The sequence below is a fragment of the Nocardioides sp. P4_G10 genome (assembly GCF_056401175.1).
This window is the reverse complement of record NZ_JBFUJV010000006.1, coordinates 104,950-119,263: the sequence shown is the minus strand read 5'-3', so window position 1 is coordinate 119,263 and position 14,314 is coordinate 104,950. Positions and strand designations below refer to the sequence as shown.

General features: G+C 71.1%; 14 protein-coding genes. 8 read left to right on the top strand and 6 right to left on the bottom strand.

The features are described from left to right. Positions 1–38 precede the first annotated feature (38 nt). The 5 genes from AC1DP1_RS09645 to AC1DP1_RS09625 all read left to right on the top strand — a co-directional run bounded on the left by AC1DP1_RS09645 (position 39) and on the right by AC1DP1_RS09625 (position 6,581). Positions 39–914: an HDOD domain-containing protein gene (locus AC1DP1_RS09645; RefSeq protein ID WP_477506676.1), complete on the top strand. Its 876-nt coding sequence runs from the start codon at positions 39–41 to the stop codon at positions 912–914. Between the two features lie 125 nt (positions 915–1,039). Further along, positions 1,040–1,795, top strand: a complete 756-nt coding sequence (locus tag AC1DP1_RS09640; RefSeq protein WP_477506675.1) for a hypothetical protein — start codon at positions 1,040–1,042, stop codon at positions 1,793–1,795. A gap of 181 nt (positions 1,796–1,976) precedes the next feature. Then, the gene (locus AC1DP1_RS09635; RefSeq protein WP_477506674.1) at positions 1,977–2,867 is read left to right on the top strand and encodes an NAD(P)-dependent oxidoreductase; all 891 of its coding nucleotides are present in this window, start codon (positions 1,977–1,979) and stop codon (positions 2,865–2,867) included. A gap of 299 nt (positions 2,868–3,166) precedes the next feature. Continuing rightward, on the top strand, positions 3,167–3,688 hold the full coding sequence (locus AC1DP1_RS09630) for a hypothetical protein (protein WP_477506673.1): 522 nt from the start codon (positions 3,167–3,169) through the stop codon (positions 3,686–3,688). A 418-nt stretch (positions 3,689–4,106) separates the two neighbouring features. Continuing rightward, entirely contained in the window at positions 4,107–6,581 is a 2,475-nt protein-coding gene (locus tag AC1DP1_RS09625) for a purple acid phosphatase family protein (RefSeq protein ID WP_477506672.1), read from the top strand. Between the two features lie 84 nt (positions 6,582–6,665). Here AC1DP1_RS09625 and AC1DP1_RS09620 read toward each other — a convergent pair whose 3' ends face one another. Further along, on the bottom strand, positions 6,666–7,589 hold the full coding sequence (locus AC1DP1_RS09620) for a phytanoyl-CoA dioxygenase family protein (RefSeq protein WP_477506671.1): 924 nt from the start codon (positions 7,587–7,589) through the stop codon (positions 6,666–6,668). Positions 7,590–7,670: 81 nt separating this feature from the next. On the opposite strand from AC1DP1_RS09620, the gene AC1DP1_RS09615 reads away from it, so the two are divergent. Then, on the top strand, positions 7,671–8,612 hold the full coding sequence (locus AC1DP1_RS09615; protein ID WP_477506670.1) for an NAD(P)/FAD-dependent oxidoreductase: 942 nt from the start codon (positions 7,671–7,673) through the stop codon (positions 8,610–8,612). 2 nt (positions 8,613–8,614) lie between these two features. On the opposite strand, the gene AC1DP1_RS09610 is transcribed toward AC1DP1_RS09615, so the two are convergent. Then, entirely contained in the window at positions 8,615–9,412 is a 798-nt protein-coding gene (locus AC1DP1_RS09610) for a DinB family protein (protein ID WP_457189165.1), read from the bottom strand. Between the two features lie 55 nt (positions 9,413–9,467). Here AC1DP1_RS09610 and AC1DP1_RS09605 point away from each other — a divergent pair, with 55 nt between their 5' ends. Further along, on the top strand, positions 9,468–10,355 hold the full coding sequence (locus AC1DP1_RS09605; protein WP_477506669.1) for an alpha/beta fold hydrolase: 888 nt from the start codon (positions 9,468–9,470) through the stop codon (positions 10,353–10,355). A 13-nt stretch (positions 10,356–10,368) separates the two neighbouring features. Here the strand turns inward: AC1DP1_RS09605 and AC1DP1_RS09600 are convergent, their stop codons facing one another. Continuing rightward, positions 10,369–10,584, bottom strand: a complete 216-nt coding sequence (locus tag AC1DP1_RS09600) for an amphi-Trp domain-containing protein (protein ID WP_191194763.1) — start codon at positions 10,582–10,584, stop codon at positions 10,369–10,371. Positions 10,585–10,615: 31 nt separating this feature from the next. Further along, the gene (locus AC1DP1_RS09595) at positions 10,616–11,764 is read right to left on the bottom strand and encodes an acyl-CoA dehydrogenase family protein (protein ID WP_477506668.1); all 1,149 of its coding nucleotides are present in this window, start codon (positions 11,762–11,764) and stop codon (positions 10,616–10,618) included. Positions 11,765–11,852: 88 nt separating this feature from the next. Here AC1DP1_RS09595 and AC1DP1_RS09590 point away from each other — a divergent pair, with 88 nt between their 5' ends. Then, on the top strand, positions 11,853–12,374 hold the full coding sequence (locus tag AC1DP1_RS09590; protein WP_457189173.1) for a hypothetical protein: 522 nt from the start codon (positions 11,853–11,855) through the stop codon (positions 12,372–12,374). A gap of 20 nt (positions 12,375–12,394) precedes the next feature. On the opposite strand, the gene AC1DP1_RS09585 is transcribed toward AC1DP1_RS09590, so the two are convergent. Beyond that, positions 12,395–13,282 (bottom strand): oxygenase MpaB family protein, encoded by an 888-nt coding sequence (locus AC1DP1_RS09585; protein WP_477506667.1) that lies wholly within the window; start codon positions 13,280–13,282, stop codon positions 12,395–12,397. Further along, positions 13,270–14,310: an LLM class F420-dependent oxidoreductase gene (locus AC1DP1_RS09580; protein ID WP_477506666.1), complete on the bottom strand. Its 1,041-nt coding sequence runs from the start codon at positions 14,308–14,310 to the stop codon at positions 13,270–13,272. Before AC1DP1_RS09580 ends, AC1DP1_RS09585 begins: the two co-directional genes overlap by 13 nt. Positions 14,311–14,314 lie beyond the last annotated feature (4 nt).

Sequence of the window (14,314 nt, the reverse complement as noted above, 5' to 3'; positions counted from 1 at the left end):
TTCCTCAGATCTCGCCCCGGCGTGCCGATCACCTCCACGTGACCACCGCACCGCTCGTGGACCCGGCGGACCTGCTGGCCGCCGCCGAGTCCGTCGAACCCCTGCCCCACACCGTCGCGCGACTGGCCACGCTGGTTGCGGACCCGAACGCCGACATCCGCGAGATCAGCGAGATCGTGTCCCTCGACGTCTCACTGACTGCGGACGTGCTGCGCCTGGCCAACTCGGCCGCACTCGGCCACCGCGCCAACATCACGTCGGTGCGTGACGCCGCGGTGCGGCTCGGTACCAGCACACTGTTGTCGCTGACCCTGGCTTCGCGTGTCGGAGGCAGGATGCTGCAGGCGCTGCCGGCGTACGGCCTCCAGCCGGGCGCGCTCTGGGAGCGCTCGGTGGCCGCGTCGATCGCGGCCGAGGTGATCCGCTCCCGCGCCCGTGTTCCGATCCCGGCGGAGGCAGGGACCGCCGCGCTGCTGCACGACTTCGGCAAGATCGTGCTGGCCCGGCACTTCGGGAAGCAGATCCTGGAGACGCTCGCCCTTGCCGCCGCCACCGACGGCGTGGACCTGCTCGACACCGAGCGGGTGGTCTTCGGGCTCACCCACGCCGACATCGGCGGCGCGGTGGCCGAGGCGTGGGGGCTCCCGCTGACCATCGTCGACGGCATCCGGGACCACCACGAGGCGCACGAGGACCTGTCGGCCGTGAGTGCGGCAGTGGCGCTGGCATGCGCGATGTCGTTCGAGATCACCACCCGGGACGCGGACCCGGAGGAGCACGAGGTCCAGGTGGCCCGACGCCGTGAGGTCATGCCCCTGATGAAGGTCCTGCACCTCGATGACGACGACTACCGCGCGATCGTGGCGAGGTCGAGCGAGCGGTTCGACGAGGTGGCCGACCGCTACGGCGGCTGAGCCCGCCGCCGCCGTGCCCGCGAGACGCATCGACGCCGATCCCCGAAGTCGAGTACGTCCGGGTGCGCGCGGGTGTGCGTCGTGTCCTGACAGGGAACGTGAGGTGGGACCCTGGGGAGGAACTCATGCGCTGGCTCGTGCGAGCGGCGGTGGCCGCCTTGACCTCCCTCGCGGGCGCGCTGTCGGTGGCTGCGGCGGCGCAGCGCTGGTGGCCCGCCTGCAAACGAGGCGACTTCGACGCGGTCGCGTGCATCAAGGCCCAGGACCATCTGTACGACTACGTCGCGCCGACTGCTCCGTGGGTCCCCGTCGGCGACGCTGCTCTGCTCGCCGGAGTCTCGATGGCTCTCCTCGCCATCGGGGTGACGTTGCTGCCGTGGTTGTGGCTGCCCCGGCGCCCGCTCGTGTGCCTGGCGGTGGCGGTGCCCGCTCTGGCTGTCCTCCTGGTCGGTGGACTGACGTGGAGTGCGGGACTCAGCCACGAGATCCCGGCGGTGGAGATCGTCCCCGCGATCCTGGTCTGGTCCTTCGGCCTGCCCCTCGTGCTGGCAGCGGCGGCAGCGACGAGCCGCGACGACCACACCGCTCAGTGGACGACGCGGTGGCGGGTCGTGATCAGCGTCCTGATCGCCATGGCCACTCCGTTGGGGGAGGTCATGTTCGCCCCGATCCTGCTCGGGTACCTGTCACATGACTCCACACCCTGGGCAGGAGCGGTGGCAGGAGCACTGCTCGTCACGGCCGGGTGCGCTGTGTGGCCGGCGACATCTACTCGGCGGCCGACTGAAGCTCGGACATCAACGGGTCGAGGCCACCGGAGTCTTTCCGGTGAGGCGTGGGAGGCCCCGACGACCGCGCCACCGGGTTACTGGAAGCGCTGACCTTCCCTGCTCGATCTGGACCTCGACTGGACCGCGGTGGCGCCAATGCGGCGACAACTGGCCGGATGGGCGCTGGTCCGCGCCTGCGGCTGAGCGGCACGCTGATCACGGTACGGCTCGGAGGTGAGCACTCGAGCCGCGCCGTCGGCGAGCGGTCCGATACGAGTCGGGGGAGGCATTCATGAGTGTCGGATTCATCGGGCTCGGGCACATGGGCCTACCCATGGCGCTCAACATGCATCGTGCGGGTACGACCCTGATGGTCTGGAACCGGTCTCGCGACAAGGCAGAACTCATGGCCGAGGCCGGCGCCACGGTCGCTCGCAGTCCGGCTCACGTGTTCCGCGACTCGACGACCGTGTTCCTCATGCTGGCGAACGGCGCGGTCATCGACGAGGTGCTCGAGCGTGGCACCCCCCGCTTCGACCAGATGGTGGCCGGACGGACGCTCGTCCACATGGGCACGACGGCGGCGGCGTACTCGGAGCGACTCTCCAGGGACATCGCGTCGGCAGGCGGCCGCTATGTCGAGGCACCGGTGTCGGGGTCGCGTCGCCCCGCGGAGGCGGGTCAGCTGGTGGGCATGGTGGCCGGCTCGACCGCAGCCGTGGATGCGGTCCTTCCTTTGCTCGCACCGCTGTGCTCGACCACGGTCACGTGCGGTGAGGTCCCGAACGCCACGCGAATGAAGCTGGCAGTCAACCTCTTCCTCCTCACCCAGGTCGCGGGCCTGGCGGAGGCGTTTCACTTCGCCGAGAACAACGGCTTGGACGTCGAGGCCTTTCGTTCGGTTCTGGACTCCGGGCCGATGTCTAGCGGTGTCTCTCGGATCAAGCTGGAGAAGCTGGTGCTGGGCGACTTCGAGGTGCAGGCGTCGATCAGTGACGTGCACTACAACAGTCGTCTCGTCGCGGAGGCAGCCCGTCGGGCCGGCGTGTCCTCGCCCGTCCTCGACACCTGTCGCGACCTGTTCGCGGAGGCCGAGCAGCTGGGTCACGGTCATGCCGACATGGTTGCGGTGCTGCGAGCGATAGAGGCGCGCACCGAAGCCAGGAGACCGAGAACTGGGTGACGGCGGGGCAGCTCAGGTGACCAGAGAGCGCGGATCGTCGGGCCGTATCGATGGTGCCAAGGTGGCGAAGCGGGCGTGGAGCGGACAGGACCTGCTCGGTGTCGCCGCCTATCTGCGTGGGTGGAAGCGGTAGTCGCCGTTGGCCAGTCGTTCGAGGCGCCATCGTGGTTGGTGGGCCTCGCACCAGGTGGCCGGGACGTCGCAGCCATCAGCACGACATGTCTTGTCGCGAACGGCCATCGCGAGGCGCTGGGTCGCGTTGACGAGCCGGCGCCGTCAGAACAAGACAGGCTCAGCACATGGTGCGTGTGCTGATGGACGAGGTCGTAGAGACCGACTACGGGCAACTGGACATCTGGTTCTCGGGCGACGTCGAGGACGACGGTGACATTCAGGCCACCTTCTCGGGGCAGGTCAATGGGGTCGCTGGTGCTGCCACCCCCGGACGGATCTACCTGAACCTGGGCCGTCGGTCCGGGGGGTCACCGGTCCGCATCGAGGCACATGACGGGGTCATCCCGTGCGATGCGGAGTGGGAGGACGTTGTCGAGGTTTCGACAGTCGTCGGTGAACAGGGCGATTGCGGGTGGACCAGTTGGGCTGGGGAGAGCGGTGGTCAGTTTGTGCTGCCGCCAGGACCACACCGGATCCGGGTGTGTGCTCGTGGGCGGGACGCCTGCGACGAGGACGAGTTCGCGGACGAGGCCGTCGACTTCTACCTGATCCAACTCTGGCCCGCTCCCGTCGAGCCTGATGCCATCCTGCGCGTGGGTAGCAAGAACGCCCGGTACTGGCACGAGACCTGGGGCTCAAACCGTTAGAGACCTGAGCGCAGAACCGACGTCGATGCGCCGCCGGAAGGCGGCTGCGGCCAGAGGGCTCCACTGTGCGCGAGCAGTTGAGCAGGTTGTGGACACCACCCCCAGGACCTCGGTGTCGGCATCGGGGGACCGGGGCTCGGCGACCCGTAGCGGCTTCACCTCACCCTCCGGGTAGCGAACGAGAGGCGGGACGGGCTGAGGTCCCGAGCCGCCGGGAACGTGGGGAAGTGCGGACCTTCGTCGCAGTGCCCCGTCATCCATTGGTCCCTCTTTCGGCCGGTCCAGCAGGACGCCGCGCCAGGGTCGTCGGGCGTTCACGGTGGAACCCCCTCCGGGACACGTGGCTGCACTCGGATGCGTGGCGGACGGCGTACTCCGTCCCCCGCGCCTGCGCGCGGGCCGCCCGTGAAAGGGAATGATGAAGCAGACCGTGGCCACCCCAGGCCGACCACGACGCCTCACGCCGGTCCTGGTGTCGACCGGCGTCGCGTCGGTGCTCCTTGCGAGCACCACCACCCTGATCGCCGACGACCCGGCTGCCGCCGCGGTGTCGACCGATCCGCTGATCAGCACCACCGACACGACCTGGCGCTACCTCGACGACAACACGGAGCCGCACCGCGGCGCCGAGGACGTGCTGGCGTGGACCGGAGCGTCGTACGACGCCTCCGACTGGAAGTCGGCCACCGGCTCGTTCGGCGCCATCCGTGGCGAGCTCGGCTCGGTGAGCGGCCTCACGCCGAAGACCCTGCTCAACCAGTACGTCGACGGGACGTCCGCGCCCAACGTGCCGACGTTCTTCCTCCGCAGCACCTTCGACATCGACGCCCAGACGATCGAGTCGATCGCCGGGCTCGGTGCCGAGGTCGTCTTCGACGACGCGGTCCGCGTCTACGTCAACGGCGACCGGGTCTACAACGCCGCCGACGAGCGGGCGACCGACACCTCGACCAACCTGCAGTACGCCGGCAACTCGGGCGGTGCGCCGGTCACCGGCACCTTCACCATCTCTCCCGAGGTGCTCGAGCCCGGCACCAACACGGTCGCCGTCGCGCTCTACCAGGACCGCGACACCAGCAGCGACATCTACTTCGACTTCAAGGAGCTGGTGCCCGTCCTCGAGACGCCGTCGGCCCTGCCCCCGTCGCGGATCATCCTGACCCCCACCGAGGACCCGACCCGCTCGCAGTCCTTCTCCTGGCAGGCCGGCAACGAGGGTGAGACCGTCGGCCGCGTGCAGGTCAAGCCGTCCGCCGGTGGGCTCACCCGCACGCTCCGCGGCTACCCGCAGGGAGTGGTGAACAACAACCCGCTCGAGCACTTCTCCGCGACCGTCGGGGGCCTCCAGCAGGGCACCGAGTACCGCTACCGCGTCGGCAACCCCGACGCGTGGAGCGAGTGGCAGACCTTCACCACCGCCGACCCGTCAGTCACCGACTTCTCCTACATCTACTATGGGGACGCGCAGATCGGCCTCGACACCACGTGGCCCAAGGTGGTCGACCAGTCGCTCGCGACCGCGCCCGACGCCATCGGCTCCGTGCACGCCGGCGACCTGATCGACACGGCCAGCAACGAGACCCAGTGGATCAACTGGTTCAAGGGCATGGAGACGTCCGCGGCCACCAAGAACATCATGGCCGCGCCCGGCAACCACGAGTACTCCGGCGACCGCTACATGAAGGCGTGGAAGGCGAACTTCGAGTACCCCCTCAACCAGCCCACGGTCGAGACGATCGGGGACATGGCCGTGCTGGCCGAGGGCGACGACGAGGTCGCCGCGCAGTACCGCGCCTACTTCGAGCACTGGTCGGAGTTCGCGGCCGAGACGGTCTACTTCACCGACTACCAGGGCGTGCGGTTCATCACCGTCAACGCCACCCGCGACACGACGTTCCTGACGCCGGCGAACCTGCCCGTGTGCCTCGCCACCAACTGTCCGTCGGCCAAGGTCGGCGAGCTGTGGACCGAGTACCAGGCGAAGTGGCTCGACCACGTGCTGTCGACCACCGACTCGAAGTGGAACGTCGTCACCTTCCACCAGCCGGTCTACTCGACCAGCGCGGGCCGCAACGAGCCGATCCTGCGCAAGTACTGGGTGCCGGTGTTCCAGAAGCACAACATCGACCTGGTGCAGATGGGCCACGACCACACCTACGCGCGCGGCTACAACAACGACGACGTGACGGCCGACGCCGGGATCACCGACGGCCCGGTCTACATCGTGTCCAACTCGGGAGCCAAGCACTACGAGCTCGAGACCGACGAGCGCAACGTGTGGACGCTCAACGGCGCGACCCAGGTCCTCCGTGGCGCAGGCGTGACGACGTACCAGGTCATCGACGTCACCAAGGACACGCTCGTCTACACGTCCTACCTGGCGGAGAAGACCGCCGCCGCCACGACCGACCTCGCGATCGGCGACGTCTACGACCGGTTCACGGTCACCAAGACCGACGACGGCCGCAAGTGGGTCACCGAGGCCGGTGTCGACGCGCCGGTCCCCGCCCCCACCCCWGAGCCCACGCCGGAGCCGACCCCGACCCCGACGCCTGCTCCGACGCCGGCCCCGGCGACGTCGCAGGCACCCTCCCCGGCGCCTGTGATGGTGCAGACCGACGTCCGTCCGCGGACCTCGAACCTCCGGGTCGGCCGGAGGGCCGTCGTGCGTCTGGACGCCACCGCGGCCGGCACCGTGCGGATCACCGCGAAGCGGGGCAAGGTCACCGTGGTCCGGGTGGTCGAGGTCGACGGCGACGCGCGCCGGTCCGTGAGGCTGCCGCGCAAGCTCACCAAGAGGGCCGGCCGGCTCGTCGTCCGGGTCGTGCTCACGCCGACCGCGAGCACGGACCTGCCGTCGCGCACCACCCTGCACACCGCGGTACGCCGCTGACGCGGGTGAAGCGGTCCTGACGCACGTCGGGAGCCGGTCCACGAGGGCCGGCTCCCGACGTGCGTGCGTCGTCCGGTCGGAGCCTCACGCCTGCGAACGCCACGGGGCCATGTCGAGCCCGGGATACCGCTGGCCCACGCCGTCGAGCGTCTCGGCGGTCCAGTAGGGGTGCCCGGGAGCGGGGAACCCGAACAGCTCCAGCTGGCGCGGGCCGGCCTGCTCCACGAAGTCGTACCAGCGCGGGTCGTGGCTGCGGTCGGCCCAGGCATGGCGCTGCGCCCACTCGGCAGCCGCGGGGCGGTAGTTGAGGTGCATGGAGAACCGCGCTCCGCGGGGCCGGGTGATCGCGGACCCTCGGTGGACCGTCTGCGGCTGGAAGGCGACGACCGTCCCGGGCGGGCCGGTCGCCGGCACCTCCTCCCGGTACAGGTCAGGACGGCCGGTCGAGTCGACGAACCCCGCCTCGGTGTCGCTGGCGGTCCCGCGCGGGAAGAAGTTCGGCTTGGCTGGAAGCCCGTCCGTGGTGGCGGTCCGCGGAACCATCCGCGGTGCGCCGAGCTCGACCGTCACCTCGGAGAGGAAGACGAAGAGCTCGAGCTGGCGGTACGCCGGCGCGGTGGAGGGCGCCAGGACGGTGTGGTTGAGGTAGTCGCGGTGGAGGTCCTGGTCGTAGTCGGCGGCGCCTTCGTACTTCGCCCAGGCCTCCGCCGAGTAGAGGCGGATGTCCGGTGTCCCGAGCAGGGTCGTCGCGAGCGCGACCAGTGCGTCGCAGACCGGGATCCGGTTGAGTGCGGGGCTCGCGAACGGGAAGCCGTCGATCCCGTCGAACTCGTCGCCGACGAACCGGGCGTTGCGGTCCGGGTCGGCTCCGTCGTGGAAGTCGGCCCCGGACGGGAACAGGAGTCCGAGCTCGTCGACGGCGGGGGCGAGGTCGGTGGCGGGGAGGTAGCCGGGCAGGACGACGAAGCCGTCGTCGATCCACGACCGCATTGCGGCATCCAGGTCCATGGACCGGTTCTACGCACCGGGCGCTGCTCACGCACCTGCTTTTCTCGCGCGCCCGTTGACCGCCTGACCTAGGGTCGCCGCATGAGAGCCGACGTGGTGGTCGTGGGTTCCGGCCTGTCGGGCGTCGCCTGCGCCCGCGAGCTCCGGGCGGCCGGCCTCGACACCCGCGTCCTCGACCGCGGACGCGTGCCGGGGGGCCGGATGGCGGCCCGCACCCTGTGGGACCGTCGCGTCGACCTGGGAGCGTCCTACCTCACCGTGAGCGACCCCGGGTTCGCCGCCGTCGTCGACGACTGGGCCGAGCGCGGGCTGGCCCGCGAGTGGACCGACACGTTCACGGCGCTGGGCGCAGGCGCGCCGGACAGCAAGACCGGGCCGGTCCGCTGGGGAGCGCCCCACGGCCTGCGGTCGCTGGTCGAGGACCTCGCCGCCGACCTGGCCGTCGAGCGACGTGAGGTGCGAGCGTTGGCGGAGCTCGACGCGGACGCCGTCGTCCTCGCCATGCCCGACCCGCAGGCCCGCCGGCTCGTGGGCGACCACCCGGTCGGCGACGAGCTGCACCGGGAGTGGGAGCCGGTCATCGCCGTGGCCGGCCGGTGGTCCCGTCGCATGTGGGACGGCGTCAGCCCGACCGGTCGCTTCGACGGGGCCTTCGTCAACGACGACCCCGACGTCGGCTGGATCGCGGACGACGGCCGGCGCCGCGGCGACGACGCCCCGGTGCTGGTCGCCCACTCGACCCCCGACCTGGCCGCGCGCCACCTCGACGACCCGGCCGGCGCCGCACCCGCGGTGCTGCAAGCCGTCCGGAGGCTGCTCGACATCGGCGAGCCGCAGGACGTCCACGTCCACCGCTGGACCTTCGCCCGTCCGACGGGTCGGCGCGAGGAGCCCTACGCCCTCGTCGACGGCGAGCGCCTCGTCGGCGTGTGCGGCGACGGGTGGGGCGAGACGCCCAAGGTCGAGACCGCCTGGCTCTCCGGCGTACGCCTCGGGCGCGCGCTCGCCGCGCGGCTCGCGTAACCTCAGCGGGACGCCAGCACCGCCAGGTCGCGTTCGGCGTAGAGCCGGTGCTCCCACTCCTCGTTGAGGACGACGCGCAGGCAGTCGGCGACGGTGAGCCCGGTGGCATCGGCGAGGAACGGCGTCGCCGAGGAGACCGACCGGCCCAACCCGGCGTCGGTCAGCCCGTCGAGCACCTCCGCGACGGTCGCCCGGCGCTGACGACGCAGGGCCATCACCTCGTGCAGCTCCGGCCGCGCCCGCCGTGCCCACGGCACCCCCTCGTGCTCGGGCGCCTCGTCCCAGGGCAGGTCGAGCGGGTGCCAGGGCGAACGGTCGGCGAGCACCACGCCGCCCACCCAGCACGCGTGCGCGAACCCGAGGTGGCGGAGGGTCTCGATGAAGGACCACTCGCCCTCGACCTGCTCGTGCAGCTGCTCGACGGGCACGGCCCGGGCGTGACCCATCGTCTCGCCCCACAACCGGTCGAGGACGGCGAACGCCTCCTGGAAGCCGGCGACGTCGGTCGGCGCCATCAGCGCGCGCTCGGGCATCCGCCGGTTGAGCTCGGCCTCGACGAGCGGTACGACGTCGACGCCGTTGACCACGAGTCGCAGCACCTCGCCGCTGATCTCCATGTCGGGGATCTCGACTCCGGTCATCCGGACGCCGTCGAAGTACGCCGCCCGCACGCGGGTGCGGCTGAGGTCGACCTCACGGACGTCGAGGTCGCTCATGTCGGCGCCCCGGAACGTGCTGCCCGAGAGGTCGACCCGCTGGAAGCTCGAGCCGCTGAGGTCCTGCTCGCTGAAGTCGGTCACCCGGGCAGGTTAGGGGGCGTTGCGGACGATCCGCGACCGGTTCGATGATGTCGGCATGACCGATGCACCCCGCACGCCCGGGACCGTCGCGGTCCCCGGCGCCGTCCTGTCCTTCGACGTCATCGGCGACCTCGCCGACGCGACCCCCGACAACCCACCTCTGGTGCTGGCCGGCTCGCCGATGGACAGCACCGGGTTCGGCAGCCTCGTGGCCCGGCTCGACGGACGCGTGCTGGTCCTGACCGACCCGCGCAATGTCGGGCGCAGCACGCGCGACGCCGACACGGCGGCGGTGACGCCGGAGCAGCACGCCGAGGACCTGCACGCCCTCGTCGAGGCACTGGGAGTCGGACCGGTCGACCTGTTCGCCTCGTCCGGCGCGGCCGTCAACTCCCTCTTCCTGGTCGCCGCACACCCCGACGACGTACGTGTCCTGGTGGCGCACGAGCCGCCGATGGCCCCGCTGCTGCCGGACGGCGTCGCCATCGGGAGGGCGTGCGACGACCTGGTGGCTGCCTACGACGCGTCGGGCATCGGGCCCGGGATGGCCCGCTTCATCAGCCTGGTGATGCACCGCGGCGAGTGGACGGGCGACGAGCCGGTCCCGGACCCCGCGGTGTTCGGCCTGCCCACCGAGGACGACGGCTCACGCAACGACGGCCTGATGGCCAACATGCGCGGCGAGGGATGCACCCGCGTCCCGGACCTCGCCGCCGTCCGCGACGCGTCGACCACCGTGGTCATCGGCGTCGGGGAGGAGTCGGGCGGCCCCACGGACGGGGAGATCGCGGGACGCGCCGGGTACGCCGTCGCGCGGGAGCTGGGCGTCGATCCGGTGGTCTTCCCCAGCGGCCACAACGGGTTCCTCGGCGGCGAGTACGGGCAGACCGGCAAGCCGGACGAGTTCGCCGCGCGGCTGCGCGAGGTGCTGGCGACCCGGTGACCTGACGGGTGGGCTACCAGGTGAGCTCGATCTCGATCTCGTTGTCGTCACCGAGCTCGACCTCGACCTTGAGCCGCACCTCGTCGGGCACGGCCACCGTGACGCGGCCGCCCTCGCGGGAGAACTCCACCGAGTTGTGCTTGGCGAGCGAGTCGGCGAGGGCGCGCAGCCGGGCGGCGGCCTCCTCGCGGGTCATGGTCTGGGTCTCGTCCATCTCGAAAAGGTCCATGCCCCGAACGTAGACGATCGCCACCAACCGTCTACAGGCCCAGCATCCGCCCGATGATCTCCTTCTGGATCTCGGTCGTGCCGCCGTAGATCGTCTGGATCCGCGAGTCGGTGTAGGCCTTGGAGATCGGGTACTCGTCCATGTAGCCGTAGCCGCCGTGCAGCTGGACACCGGCGTCGACGACCCGCTTCTGCAGCTCGGTGGTCCACCACTTCGCCATCGACGCCAGCGCCGTGTCGACCTCGCCGGCGTTGAGCCGCAGCACGCAGTCGTTGATGAAGACCCGCGCGATGTGCGCCTCGGTGGCCATCTCGGCCAGCACGAAGCGGTTGTGCTGGAACGTGCCGATCGGCCTGCCGAACGCCTCGCGCTCCTTGGCGTACGACAGGCACAGGTCGAGGACGTGCTCGATCGCGGCGACGGCGATGCAGCCGATCGAGATGCGCTCCTGGGGGAGGTTCTCCATGAGCGACACGAAGCCGGAGCCCTCGGCGCCGAGGAGGTTCTCCTTCGGCACGTGCACGTCGGTGAAGGACAGCTCGGCGGTGTCCTGGGCGTGCAGCCCCATCTTGGCGAGGTTGCGGCCGCGCTCGAAGCCCTCCATGCCGCGCTCGACGACAAGCAGCGAGATGCCCTGGTGCCCCGCGTCGGGGTCGGTCCGGCAGACCACGACGACCAGGTCGGACAGGATCCCGTTGGAGATGAAGGTCTTCGACCCGTTGAGGACGTAGTGGTCGCCGGCGTCCACCGCCGTCGTGCGGATGCCTTGCAGGTCGGACCCGGCACCTGGCTCGGTCATCGCGATGGCGGTGACGAGCTCGCCGGACACGCAGCCGGGCAGCCACCGCTGCTTCTGCTCGTCGGTCCCGAGCGCGGAGATGTAGGGGACGATGATGTCGGTGTGCACGGCGAAGCCCGGTCCGGAGGCCCCGGCCCGCGCCGACTCCTCGGCGAGCACCATGTTGTAGCGGAAGTCCTTGATCCCCGGCCCGCCGTAGGCCTCGTCGACGTCGAAGCACAGCAGCCCGCGCTCACCGGCCCGGCGCCAGACCTCGCGGTCGACGATCCCTGCCTGCTCCCAGGCGGCGTGGTGGGGCGCCACCTCCTTCTCGAAGAAGGCGCGCGCCACGGCGCGGAAGTCCTCGTGCTCCTGCTCGAGGATGCTGGGGCGGTCAGGCATGGTTCCTCCGATGGGCTGGGTCGGTCGGGGTGGTGGACCTCCCCGACGGGGTGAGGCGACGCCGGTGCGGCGTGCCTACGTTGGCGGCATGACTCTCATCAGCACGGCCGTGCGCGCCACCCACCTCGTCACGAACGCCGCGTGGTTCGGCGGCTCGCTGATGGGGGCGGTCGGGCTCAACCAGGCCGCGCGCGAGCCCGACACCGAGCGGGAGCGGGTCGAGGTCTCGGGGACCGGCTGGGAGCGGTGGGGTCCGGTGCAGGGCGCCGCGATCGGGCTGCACCTGCTGAGCGGGATCGCGATCCTCGCCGACAACCGCAACCGCGTCGCGACGCACCCGCCGACCACTGCGTCCGTGGTGGCCAAGACGGCGCTCACCGGGGCTGCCGTGGCCGCGTCCGCGGCGGCGTACGTCTACGGCCAGCGCCTCGGCGACGCGAGCGGGGAGGACGGCCACCCCAAGGAGCCCGAGGTCGCCGAGGACGCGCGCGGCAAGCTGGCGTGGCTGCAGTGGGCGACGCCGGCCCTCACCGGCGCGCTGCTGGTCCTCGACGCGCAGCTCGGCGAGCAGCAGCGGGGCACGGCGGGCCTGCTCGACCGGCCCTGGTGAACAGGCTGGTGAACGATGCGTCATGACGCCGACCGGTTGAGCGCGTCGAGCATCGCGGTCGGTCCGAGGTCCTCGAGCCGGTAGCCGTGCGGGTAGGTGCTCGGTCGGTGGACGTACGCCGTCCGGCGCGGGGGAGCGAGCCGCAGCAGCCGCCCGCGTGCCCGCAGCCCGCCGCGCACTGCTCGGACCAACCACCGCGGCTGGCGCGGCAGGCCGAGCGCCTCGCGCAGCGGCTCGTCCATGATCGCGATGGTGACGCGCCGCAGCAGCGGTCGCAGCGGCGCCGGCGCGACCTCCTTCGCGATGCGGATCGAGGCCTCGGCCAGCCGGGTGGCCTCCGGGGTGTGGGCGAAGTGGCGGCGCTCGTAGTCGACGAGCAGCGCCAGGTAGCCGTCGTACGTCGTGGGCAGGTCCTTGATCCCCATCAGCTCGCCGAAGCGGGTGGTCACCTTCGTGATCGCGGCGAGCTCGTGGTCGTCGAGGCGGCGCCAGCCGTAGGCCTCGATCCAGCGGACGGGCCCGACGATGGTGGTGGCGAGGACGTAGGCGAGCTCGTGGTCGGGGATGTCGTAGTGGCCGTGGATGCGGTTGAGCCGGCGCAGCGCGGCGTAGGACCGCGGTGAGTCGATGCCGTCGAGGGTGGCCTCGTCCCCGATGAGGATGGTGTCGTCGTAGCGCTTGGCGCCGTGGTCCTCGAACTCCCGCGTGCGATCGAGGACGGCGGCGATGGAGGGGACGCCGTAGTCGCGCATGAAGGCGATGCCGGTGCCCTGCGAGTAGTCCCACGGGAACTCGAAGCGGGCGGTCAGCCGGAGGATCTCGTCGTGGTCGACCTCCGGGTCCAGGGACCGGATCCGGCGGAGGGTCGCGTATCGGCCCGGCGCGTGCACGAGGCTCAGGACACCCATTCCTTCACCTGCGCCACGGTGGCGGCCGGATCCTCGGAGACGGGCGTGATGTTGAGGTCGGTGACCCCGGCCTCCCTGAAGGCCGCGATGCGCTCGCGGACGTACGACGCCGGGCCGACGAGGTTGGCCGCCTCGAGCCACTCGGTGGGGACGAGCGCCTCGGCCTCCCGCTTCTTGCCGGAGAGGTAGAGGTCCTGGATCTCCTCCGCCTCCTTCTCGTACCCGTAGGCCCGCGCGACGTCGTTGTAGAAGTTCTTGCCCTTCGCACCCATGCCGCCGACGTAGAGGGCGAAGATCGGCCGCGCGAAGTCGAGCAGCGACTTGGTGTCGGGGCCCTCGCCGATGGCCACCATGCCGCCGGCCATCACCTGCAGGGGACCGAGGCCCTCCTGCCGCTTGGCGTTGCCGGCCACGAGGGCGTCACCCCAGACCAGGTGCGCCTTCTCCGGGTGGAAGAGGTGCGGGATCCAGCCGTCGGCGATCTCGGCGGTCTGCGCGACGTTCTTCGGGCCCAGCGCGGCGATCCAGATCGGGATGGTGTCGCGCTCGGGCCTGGTCAGCAGTTTGAGCGGCTTGCCGAGGCCGGTGACGGCGCCGTCGTCCTTGGTCAGCGGCAGGTGGAACTCGCCGTCGGCCGACAGCGGCTCGCGCCTGAGGCCGCGGCGGATGATGTCGACGACCTCGGCGGTGCGCGCCATCGGCTTGCGGTAGGGCACGCCGTGGAAGCCCTCGACCACCTGCGGCCCGCTCACCCCGAGACCCAGGATCGCCCGGCCCTGGCTGACGTTGTCGAGCCCGGCCGCGGTCTGGAGCAGGGCGCCCGGGGTGCGCGAGTAGATGTTGAGGATGCCCGAGCCGATCTGCACGGTCTCGGTCGTGGCGGCCAGGTAGCCCATCAGCGTGGGCGCGTCGAAGCCGTAGGCCTCCGCGACCCACACGCTGTCGAGGCCCGCCCGTTCCAGCGCGACCACCTCGTCGGCCGCCTTGCGCGGGTTGCCGTCGTACATCAGCAGGGTGGCGAGACGCATGCCT

What these genes read in the sequence shown, in the direction of transcription:
- AC1DP1_RS09640 (WP_477506675.1), top strand. Translation starts at nt 1,040, where the DNA reads ATGCGCTGGCTCGTGCGAGCGGCGGTGGCCGCCTTGACCTCCCTCGCG.
- AC1DP1_RS09635 (WP_477506674.1), top strand. Translation starts at nt 1,977, where the DNA reads ATGAGTGTCGGATTCATCGGGCTCGGGCACATGGGCCTACCCATGGCG.
- AC1DP1_RS09630 (WP_477506673.1), top strand. Translation starts at nt 3,167, where the DNA reads ATGGTGCGTGTGCTGATGGACGAGGTCGTAGAGACCGACTACGGGCAA.
- AC1DP1_RS09620 (WP_477506671.1), bottom strand. Translation starts at nt 7,589, where the DNA reads ATGGACCTGGATGCCGCAATGCGGTCGTGGATCGACGACGGCTTCGTC.
- AC1DP1_RS09615 (WP_477506670.1), top strand. Translation starts at nt 7,671, where the DNA reads ATGAGAGCCGACGTGGTGGTCGTGGGTTCCGGCCTGTCGGGCGTCGCC.
- AC1DP1_RS09605 (WP_477506669.1), top strand. Translation starts at nt 9,468, where the DNA reads ATGACCGATGCACCCCGCACGCCCGGGACCGTCGCGGTCCCCGGCGCC.
- AC1DP1_RS09600 (WP_191194763.1), bottom strand. Translation starts at nt 10,584, where the DNA reads ATGGACCTTTTCGAGATGGACGAGACCCAGACCATGACCCGCGAGGAG.
- AC1DP1_RS09595 (WP_477506668.1), bottom strand. Translation starts at nt 11,764, where the DNA reads ATGCCTGACCGCCCCAGCATCCTCGAGCAGGAGCACGAGGACTTCCGC.
- AC1DP1_RS09590 (WP_457189173.1), top strand. Translation starts at nt 11,853, where the DNA reads ATGACTCTCATCAGCACGGCCGTGCGCGCCACCCACCTCGTCACGAAC.
- AC1DP1_RS09585 (WP_477506667.1), bottom strand. Translation starts at nt 13,282, where the DNA reads ATGGGTGTCCTGAGCCTCGTGCACGCGCCGGGCCGATACGCGACCCTC.
- AC1DP1_RS09580 (WP_477506666.1), bottom strand. Translation starts at nt 14,310, where the DNA reads ATGCGTCTCGCCACCCTGCTGATGTACGACGGCAACCCGCGCAAGGCG.